This is a genomic window from Rhodococcus sp. PSBB066 (assembly GCF_017068255.1).
Taxonomy (GTDB): domain Bacteria; phylum Actinomycetota; class Actinomycetes; order Mycobacteriales; family Mycobacteriaceae; genus Rhodococcus; species Rhodococcus aetherivorans.
In genome coordinates this window covers 3,926,900-3,951,816 of sequence record NZ_CP070859.1, presented here as the reverse complement: position 1 = coordinate 3,951,816, position 24,917 = coordinate 3,926,900, and the positions used below count along the sequence as shown (strand labels likewise).

The 24,917-nt window shown below is 73.7% G+C and carries 4 protein-coding genes; 3 read left to right on the top strand and 1 reads right to left on the bottom strand.

Annotated features, from left to right (window positions below):
- The first annotated feature begins 70 nt into the window (after positions 1-70).
- The gene (locus tag JYA75_RS17845) at positions 71-22,144 is read left to right on the top strand and encodes a non-ribosomal peptide synthase/polyketide synthase (protein ID WP_239010463.1); all 22,074 of its coding nucleotides are present in this window, start codon (positions 71-73) and stop codon (positions 22,142-22,144) included.
- A gap of 223 nt (positions 22,145-22,367) precedes the next feature.
- Here JYA75_RS17845 and JYA75_RS17840 read toward each other — a convergent pair whose 3' ends face one another.
- Positions 22,368-22,721, bottom strand: coding sequence for a VOC family protein (locus tag JYA75_RS17840; RefSeq protein ID WP_006936832.1), 354 nt, complete (start codon positions 22,719-22,721; stop codon positions 22,368-22,370).
- Positions 22,722-22,936: 215 nt separating this feature from the next.
- Between JYA75_RS17840 and JYA75_RS29190 the strand changes: the two genes are divergently transcribed.
- Both JYA75_RS29190 and soxR read left to right on the top strand, forming a co-directional pair.
- Positions 22,937-23,305 (top strand): HNH endonuclease, encoded by a 369-nt coding sequence (locus JYA75_RS29190; RefSeq protein WP_029543807.1) that lies wholly within the window; start codon positions 22,937-22,939, stop codon positions 23,303-23,305.
- A gap of 1,147 nt (positions 23,306-24,452) precedes the next feature.
- A complete protein-coding gene (gene soxR, locus JYA75_RS17830) occupies positions 24,453-24,905 on the top strand; it encodes a redox-sensitive transcriptional activator SoxR (RefSeq protein WP_006936821.1) in 453 nt (150 codons plus the stop codon).
- The last annotated feature ends 12 nt before the right edge of the window (positions 24,906-24,917 follow it).

Here is a 24,917-nt window from a genome sequence, read left to right as displayed (position 1 = left end):
AGGGGTTTTCCTGCACGGTGCCGGGGGGTGCCAGGACATCACTGGAATCACTTTCGTGAAGGGGAGTTCGTTGCAAGAGCGGCTGCACATTCCGCCCGGGGCCTTCCCGTTGTCCTCTGCCCAGCGCTCGATCTGGTTCGCACAACAGCTGGCACCCGAGGTGCCCGTCTGCATCGCCCAGTACGTCGACCTGCCCGGGGACCTCGATCTGGATCTGCTGCGCGAGGCCGCGCACGAGGCCGCCCGCGAGTTCCAGTCGCCGTACCTGCGGGTCGTCGAGGTCGACGGTGAGCCGTACCAGTACGTCGATCCCGACCTCGACCTCAGCGACATCCCGCTGCTGGACTTCTCCGATGCGCCCGATCCGATGGCCACGGCGCAGCAGTGGATGAACACCGACTACGCCACCCCGGTCGATCTGGCCGACGACTCGCTGGTGAACATGACGATCCTGCGGATCGGTGAGCGACGGCACCTGTGGTACAGCCGGATCCACCACGTCGCCCTCGACGGCTTCGGTGCCATGACGATGGTCAACCGGATCGCCGCGCTGTACTCGGCGGCCCACGAGGACCGCGTCCCCGAGCCACCCACCGCCGCCGACCTGCACGACCTCTACCAGTCGGATCTCGACTACCGCGGTTCGAACCGGTACGCGAGCGACCGGGACTACTGGATCGGGCGGGTCGCCGGGCTCGAGGATGGATCGACCCTGGCGCGGCGGGCGGTGCCGACCGCCGCGCGCAGCACCCTCGAGAGTGTCACCCTGCCCGACGACCTGGTCGCCCGATTGACCGACGCCGATGCCACGAGCGGATCCTCGGCCGCCGCGACGGTGGTCGCGGCGGCCGCGTGCTATCTCTCCCGGCTGACCGGCCGCGCCGACGTGATGCTCAATCTGCCGGTGTTCGCGCGCACCACCGCGGCGGCGAAACGCTCCGGCGGCATGCTCGTCAACACCGCACCGCTGCACATCCGTCTCGAGGACGACGACACCCGCGCCGACCTGGTGCAGCGGGCCCAGCTGGAACTGACCGGTGCGCTGCGCCACCAGCGGTTCAGCCTCGAGGACCTCCGCCGCGAGACCGGCACCGCCGGCCGGGCCCACAGCTACGGCGGACCGATGATCAACGTGATGCTCTTCCGGCAGGAGATCACCCTCGGCCCGGTCCGCGGCGAGTTCCACATCATGACCTCGGGTCCGGTCGACGACCTGCTGGTCAACATCTACCAGAGCGGCACCCCCGCGCGGACGTTCCTCGACTTCCGCGGCAACCCCAACCAGTACGAGCCGGACGAGCTGCGCGCACACCACGGCAGCTTCGTCGAATTGCTCGCCGAGTTCCTGCGGGCCGACCCGGACACGCCGGTCGCCCGCATCCACCACGCGACCGCCACCGTCGCCGAGCGCCTGCGGCGCGATGCCGACGTCGAGCGGTTCTGGCGTGCCGCCCTGGCGGGGGCGCCCGAGCACCTCGAGCTGCCTGCCGACCGCCGCCGCACCGGCCCGCGCGCCCCCACCGCCGCCCACCTCGAGGTGCCGGTCCCCGCCGCGCTCGGGGACCGGGGCACCGAGCTCGCCCGGCGTCACGGCGCCACCTCCACCGAACTACTGCACGCCGCCGTCGCGGTGCTCGTCGGCCGGCTCACCGCCGGCACCGACACTCTCGTCGGCGTCCCCGGCCCCGCCGGGGCGCTGCCGCTGCGGGTGCAGTTCGACGAGAGCGAGCCGTTCGCCGCGCTCCTCGGCCGGGTCACGGCGATACACGCCGCCGCGACCGCCCACGCCGACGTGCCGGCGGACCGGCTCGCCCGAACCTTCGACGGGCAGCACGTGCCGATCCTGCCGGTGCTGCTCGACAGCGGCGAGCCCGCCGGGGGCGGCGGGCTCCTCGCACACGCCGAAGTCGCGGTGCACACCGCGACCGGCCCCGAGGGCACCCGCCTGAGGTGTACGTACGCCGCCGACCTCTTCGACGCCGATACGGCGCGATCGTTCTGCGAACGTTTGCTGCGGATCCTCGACGCCGTCACCGCCGACCCGACGGCACCGATCGGGGACGTCGACATCGTCTTCCCCGACGAAGCCGCGGAGCTGAGCCCGGTGCGCGGACTGCCCGGCTCGTCCCCGCAGCTGTGGCCCGAGATCCTCGCCTCCGTGGCCGCGCACGTGCCCGACGCGACGGCCCTGGAATTCGAGGGCCGCACGATGACGTACGGGGAGCTCGACGCCTGGTCCAACCGGGTCGCCCGGGTGCTGATCGACGCCGGCGCCGGCCCGGAGACGTTCGTTGCCCTCGGCATCGCCCGGTCCCTCGAATCCGTGGCCGCGATCTGGGCGGTGGCCAAGTCCGGCGCCGCGTACATGCCGGTCGACCCCGCCTACCCGGCCGAGCGGATCGAGTACATGCTCGCCGACTCCGGGGCCGTCCTCGGCGTGACCACCACCGCCCACCGCGACGGCTTGCCCGCCGACGTGCCGTGGCTGGTGCTCGACGACGCGGAGTTCGTCGCGGCGCTGGACTCGGTCTCCGACGGGCCGCTGTCGGACCTCGACCGTCACGGCGCGCTGCATTTCGACCATCCCGCCTACCTGATCTACACCTCCGGGTCCACCGGCCGCCCGAAGGGCGTGGTGGTGCCGCACCGCGGGCTGGCGAACCTGTGCGCCGAACTGCACGGCCGGCACAGCCCCACCCCGCACTCGCGGGTCTCGCACTTCTCGTCCCCGAGCTTCGACGCCTCGGTGTACGAGTACATGACCGCGTTCGCGATCGGCGCCACCCTCGTCGTGGTGCCCCCGACGATCTACGGCGGCGAGGAACTGGCCCGCTTCTTCCGCGAGCAGCGCATCACCCACGCCTTCTCCACCCCCGCGGCGCTGGCCTCCGTCGATCCGGAGGGCGTCGCCGCCGAGTCGGTCACCGTCGCCGGCGACGCGTGCCCGCCCGAACTCGTCGCCCGCTGGTCCCGGGGCCGGCGGATGTTCAACGCGTACGGCCCGACCGAGTGCACGATCGTCGTCAACATCTGCGGTCCGCTCGCGCCGGCCCCCACGATCCCGATCGGCACCCCCGTGCGCGGCACGCACGAGGTCGTCCTGGACTCCCGGCTGCGGCCGGTGCCGATCGGCGTCGCCGGCGAGCTGTACATTGCCGGCCCGGGTATCACCCGCGGCTACCGCGGCAAGCCCGGGCTCAGCGCCGGCCGGTTCGTCGCCGACCCGTTCGGGGCGCCGGGGGAGCGGATGTACCGCACCGGCGACGTGGTGCGCTGGCGGCGCGACGGCGCCCTCGAATACCTCGGCCGGTCCGACTTCCAGGTCAAGGTCCGCGGCTTCCGCATCGAACTCGGCGAGATCGACGCGGTCCTGACCGCCCACGAGGACGTCACGTTCGCGGTGACGATCGGGCACACCGCCCCGTCCGGCGACACCGTGCTGGTGTCCTACGTGCTGCCCGCGACCGGGCGCACCGCCGAACCCGCCACCCTCACCGCGCACCTGTCGCGGAGCCTGCCGGCGCACATGGTGCCCACGGCGATCGTCGTCCTCGACGAGATCCCGCTCACCCCGGTCGGCAAGCTCGACCGCCGCGCCCTGCCCGTGCCCGTGTTCGCGGCGGACGGCACCACCTACGTCGCGCCGTCCACCGACGCCGAGAGGACGGTGGCGCAGGTGTTCGCCGAGCTCCTCGGCGTCGACCGCGTCGGTCTCGACGACAGCTTCTTCGACCTCGGCGGAAACTCGCTGATCGCCACCCGTGTCCTCGCCCGCATCAACGCCGCCCTCGGCACCGACCTGGGGGTCCGGGCACTGTTCGAGGCCCCCACGGTGCGGACCCTCGCCGCCCTCACCGCCGACGTCGGCACGGGCACCCGGGTGCCGCTGGTCGCCGGACCCCGTCCGGGGGTGCTGCCGGTCTCCGCGGCCCAGCAGCGGATGTGGTTCGTCAACCAGCTCGACACCGCCTCGCCGGCCTACAACATCCCGATGGCGATCCGGCTGCGCGGCCGGCTCGACCGGGACGCGCTCGCCACCGCCGTCACCGATGTGCTCGCCCGCCACGAGGCGCTGCGCACCGAGTTCCCGGCCACGGCCGACGGTCCCGTCCAGCGGATCCGCCCGGTCGAGCAGGTGCGCCTCGATCTCACCGCGACGACCGTCGCCGCCGAGGAGCTGCCGCAGCGTCTGGCCGCCGAGGTCACGGCGGGGTTCGACGTGGCGGTGCAGGTGCCGGTGCGGGCGCGGTTGTTCGCGCTCGGCGACGGGGAGCACGTGCTGGTGTTCGTGGTGCATCACATCGCGGCGGACGGGGCGTCGATGGCGCCGCTGGCCCGGGATCTGATGACCGCGTACGCCGCCCGCACCGGCGGCCGCGCCCCCGACTGGACGCCCCTGGAGGTGCAGTACGCCGACTACGCGCTGTGGCAGCGGCAGGTCCTCGGCGATCCGGCCGACCCGGATTCGCTCGCCGCCGCCCAGCTGCGGTACTGGCGCGAAACCCTTTCCGGCGCACCGGAAGTGCTGGCGTTGCCCACCGACCGGCCCCGCCCGCCGCAGCAGTCGTTCCGCGGCGCCACCGTCCGCTTCGAGGTCGGCGCCGAACTGTACCGGGCGGTCGGCGACCTGGCCCGCACGCACGGCGCCACCCCGTTCATCACGGTGCACGCGGCCCTGGCGGTGCTGCTGGCCCGGCTCTCGGGCAGCGACGACGTCACCGTCGGCACCCCGGTCTCCGGTCGCGGCGACCGCGCCCTCGACGATCTGGTCGGCATGTTCGTCAACACCGTCGTCCTGCGCACCCCCGTCACCGCACAGCACACCTTCGCCGAGCACCTGACCCGCATCCGCGACCGCGACGTCGACGCCCTCGCCCACGCCGACCTGCCGTTCGACGCCCTCGTCGACGCCGTCACCGACCACCGATCCGAGGCCTACGCGCCCCTGTTCCAGGTGATGCTGGCCTTCCAGAACACCGAGTCCGCCCACTTGCGGCTGCCCGACCTGACCGTCGACGTCTCCGAAATCGACACCGGCACCACCAAATTCGACCTGCACCTGATGCTGGCCGAGGTCCCCGGCGACGACGGCGCCCCCGCCGCCCTCACCGGCGCCCTGTCCTACGCGACCGACCTGTTCGACGCCGGCACCGTCACCGCCCTCGCCGACCGCTTCGTGCGGCTGCTCACCGCCGTGACCACCACCCCGCACGTGCCCGTCGGCGACCTCGACCTGCTCGAGCCGGGCGAACGCGAGCTGATCCTGCGGCGCTGGAACGCCACCGACGCCCCCCGCGACCCGCACACCCTCGCCGACCTGTTCGCCCGGCAGGCCGCCCGCACCCCCGACGCCGTCGCCGTCGTCTTCGGCGACGAGGCCCTGACCTACGCCGAGTTCGATGCCCGCACCAACCGGCTCGCCCGGCGGCTGATCGCCGAGGGCGTCGGCCCGGACCGCCTCGTCGGGCTCGCGATGCGCCGCTCGATCGAGCTGCTCGTCGGAATGTACGCGGTGATCAAGGCCGGCGGCGCCTACCTGCCGCTCGACCCCGACCACCCCGCCGACCGGCTCGAATACGTTCTGGGCAACGCCCGTCCGGTGTGCGTGCTCACCACCGCCGCCGACCGGACGGCGCTGCCCACCCCGGCCCCGATCCTCGAGGTCGATCGCCTCGACCGGACCGGCGCCTCCGACGCCCCCGTCGCCCCGGAGGAGCGCACCGCCCCGCTGACGGGGGACCACCTCGCCTACGTGCTGTACACCTCCGGCTCCACCGGCCGGCCCAAGGGCGTCGCGGTCGCTCACGCCGCGATCGTCAACCGGTTGCGGTGGATGCAGCACGCCTACCCGCTCACCGCCGAGGACACCGTCCTGCAGAAGACACCGTTCACGTTCGACGTGTCGGTGTGGGAGTTCTTCTGGCCGCTGCAGACCGGGGCGCGCCTCGTCGTCGCCGCACCCGACGGGCACCGCGATCCCGCCTACCTCACCGCCGTCGTCGAGCAGCAGCACGTCACCGTGGCGCACTTCGTGCCGTCCATGCTCGCGGTGTTCGTCGCCGCCACCGACCCGGCCCGCTGCACGTCGCTGCGGTTGCTGTTCTGCAGCGGCGAGGCGCTGCCCCCGGCCACGGTCGCCGCCGCCGACGCCGCGTTCCCCGCCGCGGACCTGCACAACCTGTACGGGCCCACCGAGGCCGCCGTCGACGTCACGTTCTGGGCCTGCACCGACGACGACGTCGACGTCGTCCCGATCGGCGCCCCGGTGTGGAACACCCGCGTCCACGTCCTCGATGCGCGGCTGCACCCGGTTCCCGTCGGCGCCGTGGGGGAGCTGTACCTGTCCGGCATCCAGCTCGCCCGCGGCTATGTCGGGCGCGGCGACCTGACCGCCGACCGGTTCGTCGCCGATCCGTTCGGTCCGTCCGGCACCCGCATGTACCGCACCGGCGACCTCGTGTCCTGGCGCCGCGACGGCAATCTGATCTACCTGGGCCGCACCGATTTCCAAGTCAAGCTCCGGGGCCTGCGGATCGAGCTCGGTGAGATCGAGCAGGCGTTGCTCGCCGACCCGGCCGTCGCGCAGGCCGCGGTCGTGGTGCACCGGCACCCCGCCGGCGCCGCCGACGGCTCCGACGGGGTGCTCGTCGCGTACGTCGTGCCCGAACCCGGCCGAAACAGCGATACCGCGGCGAGCCGCGCATCCGATACCGCGGCGAGCCGCGCATTCGATACCGCGGCCCTGCTCGGGGCCGCCGCGGCCCGGCTGCCCGGCTACATGGTGCCCGCCCACGTCGTCGTCCTCGACCGGTTCCCGCTCAACCCCAACGGCAAGCTCGACCGCAAGGCACTGCCCGCCCCGGACCTCACGGCCGTGCGGGCGGCGGAGCACGTCGCGCCGCGCACCCCGGTCGAGCAGGTCCTGGCCGAGGTCTTCGCCGGCCTGCTCGGGGTGGAGCGTCTCGGCGTGCACGACAGCTTCCTGGATCTGGGCGGCAACTCGCTGCTGGCCATGCGGCTGGCCGCGCGGATCGCCGCGGCGACCGGCACCGACGTGGGCGTGCGTGATCTGTTCGACGCGCCCACCGTCGCCGCCCTCGCCGAGCGGCTCCGCGACCGCGATGCCGCGGCGCGGCCCGCGCTGACCGCCGCCGCGACCCGGCCCCCCACGATCCCGCTGTCGCCGGCCCAGCAGCGCATGTGGTTCATCAACCAGTTCGACACGACCTCCCCGGCCTACAACATCGCCGTCGCGCTGCGTCTGACCGGGGAGCTGGACCTCGCGGCGCTGCGGGCCGCTGCCGCCGATGTCGCCGCGCGCCACGAGACGCTGCGCACCCGCTACCCGCTCACCGACGACGGCCCGATCCAGGTCGTGCTGCCGGTCGCGGTGGCGCAGCCCGACTTCACCGTCACCCGCGTCGAGACCGAGGACACGGTGCCCGCGCACATCGACCGGATCGTCGGCGCCGGGTTCGACGTCGCCACCGAGGTGCCGGTGCGGATCCGGCTGCTCACCCTCGCCGACACCGACCACGTGCTGGTCCTGGTCGTGCACCATATCGCCGCCGACGGGTTCTCGATGGGACCGCTGGGCCGGGATCTGATGACCGCGTACGCCGCCCGCGCCGGGGGCCATGCCCCCGGCCGGTCGCCGCTGCCGGTGCAGTACGCCGACTACACGCTGTGGCAGCACACCGTGCTGGGCGACGAGTCCGATCCCGCCTCCACCGCCGCCCGGCAGCTCGCGTTCTGGCACGACGCGCTGGCCGGGGCGCCGGAACTGCTCGAGCTGCCGTGGGACCGGCCCCGCCCGGTGCAGCAGTCCGGGCGCGGTGCCCGCGTGGCGTTCGAGATCGACGCCGACACCCACCGCGGCATGCTCGCGCTGGCCCGCGAGCACGACGCGTCGTTGTTCATGGTCGTGCATGCGGCGCTGGCGGTGCTGCTGGCCCGGCTGTCCACCAGCGACGACATCGTGGTCGGCACCCCCGTCGCCGGGCGCGGTGACCGCGCCCTCGACGATCTGGTCGGCATGTTCGTCAACACCGTGGTGCTGCGGGCCCGGGTGGACGAACGCGAACGGTTCGACTCCCTGTTGCGGCGGGTCCGTTCGGCGGACCTGGCGGCGTTCGGCCAGGCCGACGTCCCGTTCGAGCGGCTCGTCGAGGCCCTCGACCCGCCCCGGTCGACGTCCTACCCCCCGCTGTTCCAGGTGCTGCTCGAGTTCCAGGACATCGAGCGCCCCGAGATCGCGCTGCCGGGGGCGACGGCGCGGGTGCTCGACCTCGATCCCGGCCTGTCGCCGTTCGACCTGCAGCTGTCGATCGCCGAGCGGCCCGGCGGCGGATCCGGCGTGCGGGCGGCGTTCACCTACGCCACCGACCTGTTCGACGCGGACACGGTCGCCTCGTTCGCGGACCGGTTCGTGCGGATCCTCGACGCGGTCACCGCGGATGCGTCCGTGACGGTGGGGGACGTGGAGATCGTCACCCCGCGTGAGCTCGCCACCCTGGCCCCGGCGCGGGGCCGGCCCGCGGTTTCCCCGCAGCTGTGGCCCGAACTGCTGTCGTCGGTGGCGGCGATCGTGCCGGAGGCGGTCGCCCTGTCCTTCGAAGGCCGCACCGTCACCTACGGTGAGCTCGACGCCTGGTCCAACCGGCTCGCCCGCGTCCTCACGAGCCACGGGGTCGGACCGGAATCCTTTGTGGCCCTGGGAATTTCGCGTTCGATCGAGTCGGTCGCGGCGGTGTGGGCGGTGACCAAGTCCGGGGCGGCGTTCGTCCCCGTCGACCCCGGCTACCCGCCCGAGCGGATCGCCTACATGCTCGACGACTGCCGGGCCACCCTCGGCCTGACCACCACCGCCCACCGCGACGTGTGGCCCGCGGACGCGGTGTCGTGGCTGCTGCTCGACGACCCCGGCCTGCGCCGCCGCCTCGACGACGTCTCGCCCGCCCCGGTCACCGACGACGACCGCCGCACCCCGCTACGGTACGACCATCCGGCATACCTGATCTACACTTCCGGCTCGACCGGCCGCCCGAAGGGCGTCGTCGTCACCCACCGCGGCCTGACCAACCTCAACGCCGAAGTGCGCGAACACTTCTCGATCACCCATCGGGCCCGCGTCTCGCACCTGGCGTCGCCGAGCTTCGACGCGTCCCTCTTCGAGCTGACCAAGGCGTTCTGCGCCGGCGCCACCCTCGTCATCGTGCCGCCCAGCGTCTACGGCGGCGAGGAACTCGCCCGCATCCTGCGCGAGGAACGCATCACCCATGCGTTCGTCACCCCCACCGCCCTCGCGTCGCTCGATCCCGCGGGCCTCGACGAGCTGCGCGTGCTCGTCGTCGCCGGGGAGGCCTGCCCGCCGGAACTGGTCGACCGCTGGGCGCCGGGCCGCCACATGTACAACGGCTACGGCCCGTCCGAGGCCACCATCGAGACCAGCGTCAGCCCCGACATGCGCCCGGACACCACCGTCACCGTCGGTGGCCCCGCCATCGGCTTCCACGAGGTCGTCCTCGACGAACGGCTGCGGCCCGTCCCCATCGGGGTCGCCGGCGAGCTCTACATCGCCGGCGCCGGCCTGGCCCGCGGCTACCACCGCCGACCCGAGCTCACCGCGTCCCGGTTCGTCGCCGACCCGTTCGGGGCGCCGGGGGAGCGGATGTACCGCACCGGCGACGTGGTGCGCTGGCGCACCGACGGCACCGTGGAATACCTCGGCCGCTCCGACTTCCAGGTCAAGGTCCGCGGCTTCCGCATCGAACTCGGCGAGATCGACACCGCCCTCGCCGCTCACGACGACGTCGCCTTCGCGGTGACGATCGGGCACACCGCCCCGTCCGGCGACACCGCCCTGGTCGCCTACGTCCTGCCGGAGACCGGCCACCACGTCGATGCCGCCGCGCTGCGGGGGCACGTCGCCGGGCAGCTGCCGGCGCACATGGTGCCCGCCGCGATCGTCGTCCTCGACGAGATCCCGCTCACCCCGGTCGGCAAGCTCGACCGCCGCGCCCTGCCGGTACCCGACCTGTCGGCCACCGGCGAATACCGCGCCCCGGCCACCGACACCGAGGCCACCCTCGCCGACATCGTGGCCGAGGCCCTCGGCCACGAGAAGGTTTCCGTCGACGACAGCTTCTTCGACCTCGGCGGCAACTCGCTGATCGCCACCCGTGTCGTCGCCCGCATCAACGCCGCCCTCGGCACCGACGCCGGCGTGCGGGTGCTGTTCGAGGCCCCGACCGTGCGGACCCTCGCCGCCCGCATCCTCGACGACCACGCCGGTGGCACCCGCGTCCCCCTCACCGCGGGCCCGCGCCCCGACCGGATCCCGCTGTCCCCACCCCAGCAGCGGATGTGGTTCGTCAACCAGTTCGACACCGCCTCGGCCGCCTACAACATCCCGATGGCGATCCGGCTGACCGGCCGCCTCGACCGGGCGGCGCTCACCGCCGCCGTGCACGACCTGATCACCCGCCACGAAACCCTGCGCACCTGGTACCCGAACGAGAACACCGGCCCGGTGCAGCTGGTCACCGACCCCGCCCAGGCCACCCCCGACCTCGATCCGGTCCCGGTGTCCGCCGAGGAGCTGCCGCAGCGTCTGGCCGCCGAGGTCACGGCCGGGTTCGACGTGGCGGTGCAGGTGCCGGTGCGGGCGCGGTTGCTCGCGCTCGGCGACGGGGAGCACGTGCTGGTGTTCGTGGTGCATCACGTCGCGGCGGACGGGGCGTCGATGGCGCCGCTGGCCCGGGATCTGATGACCGCGTACGCCGCCCGCACCCGGGGACAGGAGCCGGCGTGGGCGCCGCTGCCGGTGCAGTACGCCGACTACGCGCTGTGGCAGCGGCAGGTCCTCGGCGATCCGGCCGACCCGGATTCGCTCGCCGCCCGGCAGCTCGAGTTCTGGCGCACCGCCCTGGCCGACCTGCCCGAGATCCTGTCCCTGCCCACCGACCGGCCCCGCCCGCCGCACCAGTCGTTCCGCGGCGCCACCGTCCGCTTCGACGTCGAGCCCGAGCTGCACCGCCGGCTCGCCGACCTCGCAGCCGCCCACGGCGCCACCGTGTTCATGGCCGTGCACGCCGCCCTCGCGGTGCTGCTGGCCCGGCTCTCCGGCAGCGACGACATCGCCGTGGGCACCCCCATCGCCGGCCGCGGGCACCGTGCCCTCGACGATCTGGTCGGCATGTTCGTCAACACCCTGGTGCTGCGCACCCCCGTCGCCCCCGGCCTGCCGTTCGCCGATCACCTCGAACGCACCCGCGAGGTCGACCTCGCCGCCTTCGGGCACGCCGACCTGCCCTTCGAGAAGCTCGTCGACGCCCTCGCCCCCACCCGCGCCACCGACCACGCCCCGCTCGTGCAGGTGGTCCTCGAATTCCAGAACAACGAACGCGCCCACCTCGCCCTGCCCGACCTGACCGTCGACGCCCTCGACGCCGACGCCCCCGTCGCCAAGTTCGACCTGCAGCTGACCATGGGGGAGAACCCGGCCGCCGGCACCGACCCCGCCGGCATGACCGGGGCCTTCACCTACGCCACCGACCTGTTCGACGCCGACACCGTCACCGCGTTCGCCGACCGGTTCCTGCGGGTCCTCACCGCCGTCACCGCCGACCCCGCCCGACCCGTCGGCGACCTCGACCTGCTCGACCCCGCCGAACGGCCCGCCGCCGCGCGACGCCCCGACCCCGACCGGCACGCCGAGACCCTCCCCGCCCTCTTCGCGCGGTCCGTCGCCGCAGCACCCGACACCGTCGCGATCACCGCCCCCACCGACCCGGCCACCCCGGCGCTGACCTACCGCGAACTCGCCGCGCGGGCCCGCCGCCTCGCCCGCGCCCTGATCACGCACGGCGCCGGACCCGACCGGCTCGTCGCCGTCGCCGTGCCCCGCTCGACCGACCTGATCGTCACGCTGCTCGCCGTCCTCGAGACCGGCGCCGGATACCTGCCCGTCGACGTGTCCTACCCGCCGGAACGGCTCGCGTTCCTCTTCGCCGACGCCCGGCCGGTCTGCATCGTCACCACCGGCGCCGACGCCGCCACCCTGCCCGCGGGGGACGCCCCGGTGCTGCTGCTCGACACCCCGGACACCGCCGCCCGGCTCGCGGAACTGCCCGACGGCCCGCTCACCGACGCCGACCGGCTCGGTGCGCTGCACCCCGACCACACCGCCTACGTCATCTACACCTCCGGCTCGACCGGCCGCCCCAAGGGCGTCGTCGTCCCGCACCGCAACGTCGTCACCCTCCTCGCCGAAACCCACGACCGGTTCGGATTCGACGAGCACGACGTGTGGACCATGTTCCACTCGTACGCCTTCGACTTCTCGGTGTGGGAACTGTGGGGCGCACTCGCCTACGGCGGCCGCCTCGTCGTCGTCGACCACCACACCGCCCGCTCCCCGGAGGCATTCCTCGACCTGCTGCGCCGCGAGCACGTCACCGTGCTCAACCAGACACCCACCGCGTTCTACCAGCTGATCGAGGCCGACCGCGCCGCCGGCGAGCACACCCTGTCGCTGCGCTACGTCGTCTTCGGCGGCGAAGCCCTCGACCTCGCCCAGCTCGAACGCTGGTACCGCCGCCACCCGGACACCGCGCCGGTGCTGGTGAACATGTACGGCATCACCGAGACCACCGTGCACGTGACCTTGCAGCCGCTGGACCGGCAGTTCGCCGCGACCGCCTCGGCCAGCGTCATCGGCGACGCCATTCCCGGCCTGACGGTGCACGTCCTCGACCGGCGGCTGCACCCGGTGCCGGCCGGCGTGATCGGCGAGATGTACGTCTCCGGCGGGCAGGCCGCCCGCGGCTATCTCGGCCGCCCCGCCCTGACCGCCGCGCGCTTCGTCGCCGACCCGTTCGGCGGGCCCGGCGCCCGCCTGTACCGCACCGGCGACCTCGCCCGCCGGCGCCGCGACGGCCGGCTCGAATACGTCGGCCGCAGCGACTTCCAGGTGCAGCTGCACGGTTTCCGCATCGAGCTGGGGGAGGTGGAGGCGGCGCTGCTGCGCTGCCCCGGCGTCGCCCGCGCCGTCGTGGTGCTCCACCGCGACGACCGCGCCGCCGACCGCCTCGTCGGGTACGTGGTTCCGGAGACCGCCGCGACCGTGGATGTGGCCGCCACGCTGAACCGGGTCGCCGGTGACCTCGCCGCCTACATGGTCCCGGCCACCCTCGTCGTCCTCGACACCCTGCCGGTCACGGCCACCGGCAAGCTCGACCGCAAGGCCCTGCCCGACCCCGACTTCGGGGCGCTGGCCACCGAGACCCGTGCCCCCGCCGGCCACCTCGAAAAGCAGCTCGTCGAGCTGTTCGCGCAGGTCCTCGGCCTCGAGACGGTCGGAGTGGACGACTCGTTCTTCGCGCTCGGCGGCGACAGCATCATGTCCATCCAGCTGGTCTCGCGCGCCCGGGCCGCCGGGATCGAGCTGACCCCCCGGGATGTGTTCGAACGCAAGACCCCCGCCGCGCTCGCCGCCGTCGCCACCCTCGGCGACGGCCCGGCCGTCCTCGCCGAACTGCCCGGCCGCGGCGTCGGCCCCGTGCCCCTGACCCCGATCGTGCGGTGGATGCTCGAACGCGGCGGCAGCATCGACCGCTACTCCCAGGCCGCGCTGCTGCGGCTGCCCGCCGGCCTGGACCGCGTCACCCTCGCGGCCACGCTGCAGACGGTGCTGGACCGACACGACATGCTCCGCGCCCGCCTCGTCCCCGACGTGGACGACCCCGCCGGGGTCGGCCTGCAGGTCCGCGGTCCCGGCGCGGTCACCGCCGACACGCTCATCCACCGCGTCCCCGTCACCACCGCCGCCGACACCGACGACTTCTTCGCCCTCGCCGCCGCCGAACTCGACGCCGCCGCCGACCGGCTCGACACCGCCGCCGGAATCCTGCTGCAGGCGGTGTGGTTCGACGCCGCCGCCGGCTCCGGGCGTCTGCTGCTGGTCGTACACCACCTCGCCGTCGACGGCGTGTCCTGGCGCATCCTCGTTCCCGACCTCGCGGCCGCGTGGGCCGCCGCCCTCCACGGCACCGCGGTCGAGGAGCCCCCCGCCGGCACCTCCGTGCGGCGCTGGGCGCACGCCCTCGTCGAGGCCGCGCACCGGTCCGACCGCGTCGCCGAACTCGACCGCTGGACCGCGATCCTCGACGGTGACGACCCGCTGCTCGGGGACCGTCCCCTCGACCCGGTCGTCGACACCAACGCCACGGTCCGCACCGTCTCCACCGACCTGCCCGCCGACGTCACCGCCGCGCTGCTGACCGCGGTGCCCGGCGCCTTCCACGGCACCGTCAACGACGGCCTGCTCACCGCCCTGGCACTGGCGGTCACCGCCTGGCGCCGCGACCACGGCACCGACGTGGACGACGTGCTGGTCGGCCTCGAGGGACACGGCCGGGAGACCGCCGTCGCCCCGGGCGCGGACCTGTCCCACACCGTCGGCTGGTTCACCACCATCCATCCGGTCCGGCTCGACCTGAGCGGTGTCGACCTGCCGGACGCGCTGCGCGGCGGCGACGCCGCCGGTGCCGCGATCAAGGCCGTGAAGGAACAGCTCGCCGCCGTCCCCGACCACGGCCTCGGGTTCGGCCTGCTGCGCTACCTCAACGCCGGCACCGCCGTCCGGCTGCGGACCCGCCCCGCCCCGCAGATCAGCTTCAACTACCTCGGCCGCCTCACCCCGGCCCTCACCGAAGCGGACACCCCGTGGCTGCCGGTCGACGCCTTCGACCGCGGCGGCGCCCAGAGCCCGGACATGCCGGCCGCCGCCGCCGTCGACATCAACGCCGTCACCGTGCCCACCCCCGACGGGCCGGTGCTGCGCGCCACCTTCTCCTACCCGCAGCACCTGCTCGCCGACGCCGACGTCGCCGCCCTCACCGACCGGTGGGCGGCCGCGGCCGCCGCCCTGGCCCGGCATGCAAGCGACCCGCACGCCGGCGGCCTGACCCCGTCCGACGTGCCCCTCGTCGCCCTCGACCAGCCCACCCTCGACCGCCTCGAACGCCACTACCGGGCGGCCGGGCACGACACCGGCCTGGCCACCGTGTGGCCCGTCGCCCCGCTGCAGGCCGGGTTGCTGTTCCACGCCCTGCTTTCCGCGCAGTCCGCCGACGCCTACGTCGTGCAACTCGTCCTCGACCTGCACGGCACCGTCGACCCGGACCGGCTGCGCCGCGCCGCGCAGCTGCTGCTCGACCGGCACCCCAACCTGCGGGCCGCGTTCGCCGACGACGGCTCCGGCGGCTTCGTCCAGGTCGTCCCCGCCCGCGTCGAACTGCCCTGGACGGTGCTGGACCTGACCGGCCTCGACGATCCGGACCGTCAGGCGGCGCGCCTGCTCGACGAGGACCGCCGCACCCGATTCGACACCGCCGTCGCCCCGCTGCTGCGCGCCACCCTCGTCCGGGTCGCCGCCGACCGGTACCGGCTGGCCCTGACCAATCACCACATCCTGCTCGACGGCTGGTCCACGCCGCTGCTGGTCAAGGACCTGCTGCTGCTGTACGCCACCGACGGCGACACCGCCGCCCTCGACCGGCCCCGCAGCTACGGCGACTATCTGCAGTGGCTGGCCGGGCAGGACCCCGACACCGCCGCGGACGCCTGGGCCCACACCCTCGCCGGTCTCGACGAGCCCACCCTGCTCGCCCCCGCGCACCGCCCCGGCCGCACCGCCGCGGTCTCGCAGGACCTCGACCTGGACCTGCCGTCCGGTCTCGCCGCGCGCCTCGACGCCGTCGCCACCGACCGCGGCGTGACCGTCAACACCGTGGTGCAGACCGCGTGGGCGCTCGTGCTCGGCGCGCTGACCGGCCGCCACGACGTCGTCTTCGGCGCCACCGTCTCCGGCCGGCCCCCACAGGTCGCCGGCATCGAGTCGATGGTCGGGCTGTTCATCAACACCGTCCCCGTCCGGGTCACCGTGCGGCCCGCCGAGACCCTCGGCGCCCTGCTCGACCGGGTGCAGGCCGAGCAGGCGGCCATGCTCGACCACCACCACATCGGTCTGAGCGCCATCGAACGCCGCGTCGGCGCCGCCGCCGGCTTCGACACCCTCACCGTGTTCGAGTCCTACCCGGTGGACCGGGCCGGGTTGACCGAGGACACCGACATCGCCGGGATGCGGGTGGCCGGCATCAGCGGCCACGACGCCGCGCACTACCCGCTGAGCATCGTCGCGCACCCGGCCGGCACCGGCGACACCGCGACCCTGCACCTGCGGCTGAAGTACCTGCCCGAGGTGTTCGACCGCCCGGCCGTCGAGACCGTCGCCCGCCGCATCGAGCGGGCCCTGACCACCCTGGCCACCGATTTCGACGCCCCGGCCGCGGCCGTCGACGTGCTCCTCGACGACGAACGCGCCGTCCTCGCCCCGGTCCGCGGTCCCGCCGGCGGCACCACCCGCACCCTGCCGGAGCTGTTCACCGCGACCGCCGCCGCCCATCCGGACGCCGTCGCGATCGTCGACGGCGCCGCCCGGTGGACCTACCGCCGGCTCGACGAATGGTCCACCCGCGCCGCCCGCGTCCTGCTCGACCTCGGCGTGGGTCCGGAAACCTTCGTGGCCCTGGGGATTTCGCGATCGTTGCACTCGGTGGCCGCGATGTGGGCGGTCACCAAGACCGGCGCCGCGTTCGTGCCCGTCGACCCGAACTATCCCACCGACCGCATCGCCTTCATGCTCGCCGACAGCGGCGCCACCCTCGGCGTGACCACCGCCGCGCACCGCGACACGCTGCCGGACACCGCCCGCTGGCTCACCGTCGACACCGACGCCTTCGCCGCCCGGCTCGCCGACGCCTCGACCGACCCGATCGGCGACGCCGACCGCCGCAGCCCGCTGCGCCTGGACCACCCCGCCTACCTCATCTACACCTCCGGCTCCACCGGCCGCCCGAAGGGCGTGGTGACCACCCACCGCAGCCTCGAGAACTTCGCCCTCGACCAGCGCAGCCGGTTCGGCGCCGGCCCCGGCGCGACCGTCATGCACTTCTCCTCGCCGAGCTTCGACGCCTCGATCTTCGAATACCTGCTCGCGTTCGGTTCCGGTGCCACCCTGGCGGTCGTACCGCCCACCGTGTACGGCGGCGACGAACTCGCCCGCGTCCTACGCGCGCACGGCGTCACCCACGGCTTCATCACCCCCGCCGCCCTGGCCTCCCTGCCCCCCGACAACCTCGACGCCTTCGCCGAGCTCGCCGTCGGCGGCGAGGCATGGCCGTCGGAACTGCGCGACACCTGGGCGCCCGGCCGGCGCCTGGTCAACGCCTACGGCCCCACCGAAACCACGATCATGGCCGCCATCAGCGCCCCGATGACCGTCGCCGGCCCCATCACACTCGGCGGCCCGCTGCGCGGCGTCCGCGCCCTCGTCCTCGACGCCGCCCTGCGCCCCGTGCCCGCCGGCGTCGCGGGCGAGCTGTACCTCGGCGGCCTCGGCCTGGCCCGCGGCTACCACGCCCGCCCCGACCTGACGGCCGGCCGGTTCGTCGCGGATCCGTTCGGGGCGCCGGGGGAGCGGCTGTACCGCACCGGCGACGTGGTGCGCTGGACCGACGCCCTCGAACTCGAATACGTGGGCCGCTCCGACTTCCAGGTCAAGGTCCGCGGCTTCCGCATCGAACTCGGCGAGATCGACGCCGCGCTGTGCAGCCACCCGGGCGTCGCATTCGCCGCGACCCTCGGCCACACCGCCCCGTCGGGGGAGACCGTACTCGTCGCCTACGTCCTGCCCACCCCCGGACACGACATCGACGCCGACGCCCTGCGCGCGCACGTCGGCGACCGGCTGCCGGCGCACATGGTGCCCGCCGCGGTCGTCGTCCTCGACGAGATCCCCCTCACCCCGGTCGGCAAGCTCGACCGCCGCGCCCTGCCCGCACCGGACCTGTCCGGCGGCAGCGGCGACTACGTCCCACCCGCCGACGCACTCGAAACCGCCGTCGCCGGGGTGTTCGCCGACGTCCTCGGCCTCGACCGGGTCTCGGTCACCGACAGCTTCTTCGACATCGGCGGCAACTCCCTCGTCGCGACCCGCGCCGCCTCCCGCCTCGGCGCCGCCCTCGGGGTCGACCTCGGGGTGCGGGCCCTGTTCGAGGCCCCCACCGTCCGCGCCCTCGCCGCCCGCCTCGCCGAAACCCCGGGCGCCGAACCCGCCATCGGCACCGGACCGGCCCGGCGCCCGCGTCCCGACCGCATCCCGCTGTCCCCGGCCCAGCAGCGCATGTGGTTCGTCAACCAGTTCGACACCAGCTCCCCGGCCTACAACATCCCGCTCGCGATCCGGCTGACCGGCCATCTGTCCGTCGCCGCGCTCGACACCGCCGTCCGCGACGTCCTGGCCCGGCACGAGAGCCTGCGTACCGTCTACCCGGCCGGCCCCACCGGGCCCGTGCAGCGGATCCTCGACGCCGACGACGTCGGCCTCACCGTCGACGTCGTGCCCGCCACCGAGGAGACCGTCGTCGCCGCCGCCGCAGAGTTCGCCGCCACCGGATTCGACGTCACCGTCGACGTGCCGCTACGGGCGCGGGTGTACACCCTCGGCCGCGACGACCATCTCGCCGTCCTCGTCGTCCACCACATCGCCGCCGACGGCTTCTCCACCGCCCCCCTGGCCCGCGACCTGATGACCGCCTACCAAGCCCGCACCCGCGGCGACGCCCCCGCCTGGGCGCCGCTCGAGGTGCAGTACGCCGACTACACCCTCTGGCAGCTCGGCCGCCTCGGCGACGCCGACACCCCCGGCTCCCTCGCCGCCACCCAGCTCGACTACTGGCGCACCACCCTCGCCGGCCTGCCCGAGGTCCTCACCCTCCCCACCGACCGGCCGCGGCCCGCGCAACGGTCCTTCCGCGGCGACGTCGTCCGCTTCCCGATCGACGCCGCCCTGCACGACCGCCTGACCCGCCTCGCCCACGCCCACGGCACCACCGTGTTCATGGCCGTCCACGCCGCCCTCGCGGTGCTGCTGGCCCGGCTCTCCGGCAGCGACGACATCGCCGTGGGCACCCCCATCGCCGGCCGCGGGCACCGTGCCCTCGACGACGTCGTCGGCATGTTCGTCAACACCCTCGTGCTGCGCACCCGCGTCCCCGGGCAGATCACCTACACCGACCTGCTCACCGACGTCACCACCACCGACCTCGACGCCTTCGCCCACGCCGACGTCCCCTTCGAACAGGTCGTCGACGCCGTCGACCCCGCCCGCTCCACCGCCCACGCGCCGCTGTTCCAGGTCTCCCTCGAATTCCAGAACACCGAACGCCCCCGCCTGGAACTGCCGCACCTGACCGTCACCGGCCTGCCCCTGGATCCGACGGTGGCCAACTTCGACCTCGAACTGTTGCTCGGCGAGAACCACGACGACACCGGCGCCCCCACCGGCTTCGACGCCGCCCTCGTCTACGCCACCGACCTGTTCGACGCCGACACCGTCGCCGCCGTCGCCGACCGGTTCGTCCGCCTCCTCGACGCCGTCACCGGCGCCCCCGGCACCCCCGTCGGCGACCTCGACCTCGTCACCGCCGACGAGACCCGCGCCCTGGTCCCCGCGCACGGCCCGCACACCCTCGGCACCCGGCTGTGGCCACAGATCCTCGCCGACGCCGTCGCCGTCGATCCCGACGCCCTCGCCGTCGTCGACGGGCCCCGCCGCGCCACCTACCGCGATCTCGACGCCCACTCGAGCCGCCTCGCCCGGATGCTCGTCGACTACGGCGTCGGCCCCGAGACCGTCGTCGCCCTCGGCCTGCCCCGCAGCCTCGACTCCGTGACCGCGCTGTGGGCCGTGACCAAGACCGGCGCCGCCTTCGTGCCCGTCGACCCGAGCTACCCCCGCGACCGCATCGAATACATGCTCGCCGACAGCGGCGCCGCCCTCGGCCTCACCGTCACCGCCCACCGCGACGGGCTGCCCGCCACCGTGCCGTGGTTCGCCCTCGACTCCGCCACCACCGTCGCCGAACTCGCGCCGTACCCGCCCGAACCCCCGACCGACACCGACCGCACCGCGCCCCTCGAACCCGACCATCCCGCCTACCTGATCTACACCTCCGGTTCGACCGGCCGGCCCAAGGGCGTCGTGCTCACCCACCGCGGCCTGTCCGACCTCGCCGTCGAGGAACACCTCCACCTCGACGTCCGGCCCGGCAGCCGCGTCTCGCACCTGGCCTCACCGAGCTTCGACGCCTCGGTGTTCGAACAGATGATGGCCCTCTCGGCCGGCGCCACCCTCGTGATCGTGCCCCCGACCGTGTACGGCGGCGACGAACTCGCCGACGTCCTGCACACCGAACAGGTCACCCACGCGTTCATCACGCCCACCGCGCTGGCCTCCCTCGACCCGGACGCCGTCGACAGCCTGGAGGTGCTCCTCGTCGCCGGCGAGGCGTGCCCACCCGAACTCGTCGCCCGCTGGGCCCCCGGCCGCCGCATGGTCGACGCCTACGGCCCCACCGAGGCGACCATCATGACCTCCGTCAGCGACCCCCTGACCCCGGGCGAACCCGTCACCATCGGCCGGCCGACCCGCGCCTTCCACGCCGTCGTCCTCGACACCCGGCTGCGCCCCGTGCCCGTCGGCGTCGCCGGCGAACTGTACGTCGCCGGGCCGGGCCTCGCGCGCGGCTACCACGCCCGACCCGACCTGACCGCCGCGCGCTTCGTCGCCGACCCGTTCGGAATGCCGGGGGAGCGGATGTACCGCACCGGCGACGTCGTGCGCTGGACCAAGGAGCACGACCTCGAGTACGTCGGCCGCTCCGACTTCCAGGTCAAGGTCCGCGGCTTCCGCATCGAACTCGCCGAGATCGACGCCGCACTCACCGGACACCGGGACGTGGCGTTCGCCCACACCATCGGCCACACCGCCCCGTCGGGGGAGACCGTCCTCGTCTCCTACGTGCTGCCCGCCCCCGGCACCGCCCCCGGCCCCGCCGACATCAGAGAGCATGTGTCGCAACACCTTCCGGCGCACATGGTGCCCACGGCCGTGATCGTGCTCGACAGGATCCCGCTCACGCCCGCCGGCAAACTGGACCGGCGCGCCCTGCCGGAGCCGGACTTCTCGGCGCTCGGCGGCGCCTACCGCGCCCCGGCCACGGACCTCGAGCGCACCGTGGTGGGGGTGTTCGTCGAGCATCTCGGCCTCGACCGGGTCTCGGTCGACGACAACTTCTTCGACCTCGGCGGCACCTCGCTGCTCGCCACCCGGATGCTGCCGGCGCTCGGCGAACGTCTCGGCCGTCCGGTCCCGCTGCAGTCGATCTTCGTCCATCCGACCCCCGCCGGCCTCGCCGCCCACCTCGGCGGCCCGCAGGAACGCACCGGCATCGACGAGGCCCTGCAGGTGCTCGTGCCGCTACGTGAAGGCACCGGCGCACCGCTGTTCTGCCTCCACCCGGCCGCCGGCCTGTCGTGGGCGTACGCGCCGCTCGCACAACGCATCGGCGGCGACCGGCCGGTCTACGGGCTGCAGCTGCCCACACTCAGCGGCGGCCCCGCCCCGGAGTCCGTCACCGCGCTGGCCCAGCGGTACGTCGAGGAGATCCGGCGCATCCAGCCCCACGGCCCCTACCACCTGCTCGGCTGGTCGCTCGGCGGCGTCGTCGCCCACGCGGTCGCCGTGGACCTGCGCCGGGCGGGGGAGCGCGTGGACACCCTGGCCCTGCTCGACAGCCACCTCAGCGTCCGGGGCGCTGGGTCGGTCGGGGTCCGCGACATGCTCCGCGACCTCGGCGTGCCGGTCGACGCCGAGCAGGACCCGACCTACGACCAGGCGTCGGCGCTCCTCGACGCCGCGCTCGGCGGCGGCACCGGCCTGACCGCCGCGCACCTCGAGCGGATCCACCGCGGCTCGGCCGCCGCGTTGCGGGCCGCCCGCCGGCACACGCCCGCCACCTTCGACGGGGACGTGCTGTTCTTCACCGCCACCCGGTCCGCGGCACCGGCGCCGGCGGTCGCGGCCTGGCACAACGTGGTGTCGGGGGAGATCCACCAGTACCGGATCGACTGCGACCACCACGAGATGGTGGCCCCGCACGCGGTCGAAGCGATCGTGCGGGTCCTGTCGGCGCGGCTGGCGGACACCGCGATCACCGGCGCGGGCCCGCGGGGCTGAGACCACCGCCCGGCACATCGGGGCGGACCGGATCGACCTCCCGGTCCATAACGTCAGAAGGCGACCGCGCTTGCGCGGCCGCCACGTCCCGGCGATCTCGCCCTCGATGAGCACTGCGCGCGGCCCTGACGAGCTGCCGCCGGCCCCTCCGGTCATATATCCGATCCGGCGCGTCGACCCAGAACAGGTCGGCACGCGGCGGGGACGTGGGGTCTGCGACCGATCACCGCCCGAGCGGGCTGTAGAAGACCAACCCGTTGCCCTTGTTGTCGTACACCACGGCGCGGCGCTCGTGCGCGTCGTCGTACGGGCCCTTCACGATGCCGCCGCCGGCTTCTTCGATGGCCTTCGCGGCGGCGTCCACGTCGGCGGTCTTGATGCCGACGACCACCTGGCCGTGGATCGGATGGTCGATTGCGGTCGCGAGTGCGAGGGTGACCCCGCCACCGTCGAGGGCCGCGAAATGAGCGCCGTCGCGGAACTTCAACGCCATGCCCAGGGTCTCGCTGTAGAACTTGATCGACTCGTCGAGATCGTCGGTCGACAGCACGATCATCTTCACTTCATGGCCGCTCACGAAAGTCCTCCTTCGGCGAATGTCCGGAAAGCCTAACGGGATCGACACCAGGGCAGCGAGAGTCGATCGTCCCTTCGAGCGCCGCCGGTCGACCCCTCCCAGTCCGATTTTTGTCACAGTGACGTATTAGGGTCGATGAATTTTGTGCGGCGCGAGGGGAGGGGAGGCGGTTCGAGGCCGGCGGTGTCGGCAGCGCCGCTGGTTACCATCGACGAGTGGACCGTGCCGCCAGACTCGTGCTCGCTGTCGACCGTCAGGGCGGCCGATGCCTGTGGTGCGGCAGACGGTTCGGGCCCCTGGTACCACCGACCACCGAACACCTCGTGCCGCGAGTCAAAGGCGGTCCCAGCATCGCGGCCAACGAGGCTGCCGCGTGCCCGCGGTGCAACGCGGATCGCGGACACATGGGCCCGATCGACTGGCTCGCACAGTGCCGACACCGACACGGATGGACCCCTCAGGCGAGTCTGCTGGCAACGCTGCTGAACGAGTTGAACCTCGAATTCGACAGCGCGGGTGGACATCGCCGCGCCAAGCGCTACCTGTCCGGCCAGCTGCGGCGTTGCCGACCCGGCGACCGCTGAGGGACGCTGACCGGGATTCACCCCAGCAATCGTCACTGTGACGAATTCCTTCGCGAGAGGCCCGCAGGGGGCGAGGGCACGCCACGCCGGAGCACGTGGTCGATTGCTGATCCCGGGGTGGCATCCGGCCGCTCGGCGGCAGGCATGTCCGGGCTCTGGGCGGCGCGGTTCGGCAGCGAGCCCGCGATACAAAGTGCCCGACGTTGCGCCGCGACGCCGAAAGCCGAGCAGATGAACGTCGTCACGACGGGCAGGCCCGCGACATTCTCGACACCCGACCGGATCCCGCGTCGGCGAAAAGGCTGGTCGAGGCCGGTACTCGTATTGCCGATAATCCACATTATGTCAATTAACGGATCGGAGAACTCCCCAGCCGGGATCGAATACAGTGCCGAGGTGGTCGACGCCCCGCGTCGCGACGGCGGAGGTGATCGAGCCGACGGCGGATTGGATCCGCTCCGGCAGCGACGCCCGCCGCCTCGGCAACGCCGGGAACGGCGGGAACGGCGGGCCGCCCCATGGAACGGCCGGTGCGCTGCTGCGACGTTCTTCGGCGCGACGGCCGATCGCCACATACGGGATCACGACATCTCGCAGACGATCCGACCTGCCGTGAAGATATACCGCACGGACCCGTCCCGACGCCCCTGCGGCGCGCGACGTTCGGCATGGACGAGGCCTCCTCCCCGATGCCCGAGCACCCCGACGGCCGGGAATGTCCCGCGCCGCCGGCGACCGGCCGGCATGCCCGGCCCCACGGCGCACCGCGTCGATCCTCTCGTCGGGGTCGGCGCCGCACTCCTCGCCATTTATAATAACGATTATGATGGATAATCACCGTTATCCATCATGCGCGGCAGAGGTCGCGGCGGGACGCTCCCGGATGCCGGCGGAACGCCGCCGTGTGGGCAATCCCGGGGTCGCCGCCCTCCTCCCTTGCGCCCCGGGCGCGACGAACCGGCCCGCGTGCGGGTGAGCGCCGGGAAGGCAACCCTCGCGCTCGTCCCCGGGCGGCGATACGTCTCGCCCACCCCCTCCCGTCCCGGACCTCTCCCCGCACGGCACCCCCTTCCGCGTCGACGTAGATTCGGGTTCGACAGGTATGGTCGGTTCCGCCGGGCCGGCCCGGGGTACGGGAGGGACGTCGATGCGGCCGAGCGTGTGGTTGACCCCGGGCGAGCTGTCCGCCCGCTCCGGGGTGGCGGTGTCCGCGCTGCACTACTACGAGGCCCGCGGCCTGATCGACAGCAGGCGCACCTCCGGGAACCGGCGCACCTACCGGCGCGACACGCTGCGTCGCCTGGCGTTCATCCGGGTCGCCCAGGGCGTCGGAGTCTCCCTCGACGAGATCCGGGAGGCGCTCGATTCGTTGCCGGACAGCCGGGTGCCCACCGCCGCGGACTGGGCCCGGCTGTCGCGGCAGTGGCACGACCGGCTCACCGAGCGGATCGAGGCGCTCACCGCCCTGCGGGACAGTTTCACCGACTGCATCGGTTGCGGCTGCCTCAGCCTGGCCTCGTGTCCGCTGGCCAACCCCGGCGACGTGCTGGGCGCGCAGGGGCCGGGACCGCACCGGCTCGGCAGGTCCGTGCCCCGATAGGAGTCCGGCACC

Excerpts from the sequence above, each read along its gene's own strand:
- soxR (WP_006936821.1), top strand. The coding sequence starts at position 24,453 with ATGCGGCCGAGCGTGTGGTTGACCCCGGGCGAGCTGTCCGCCCGCTCC.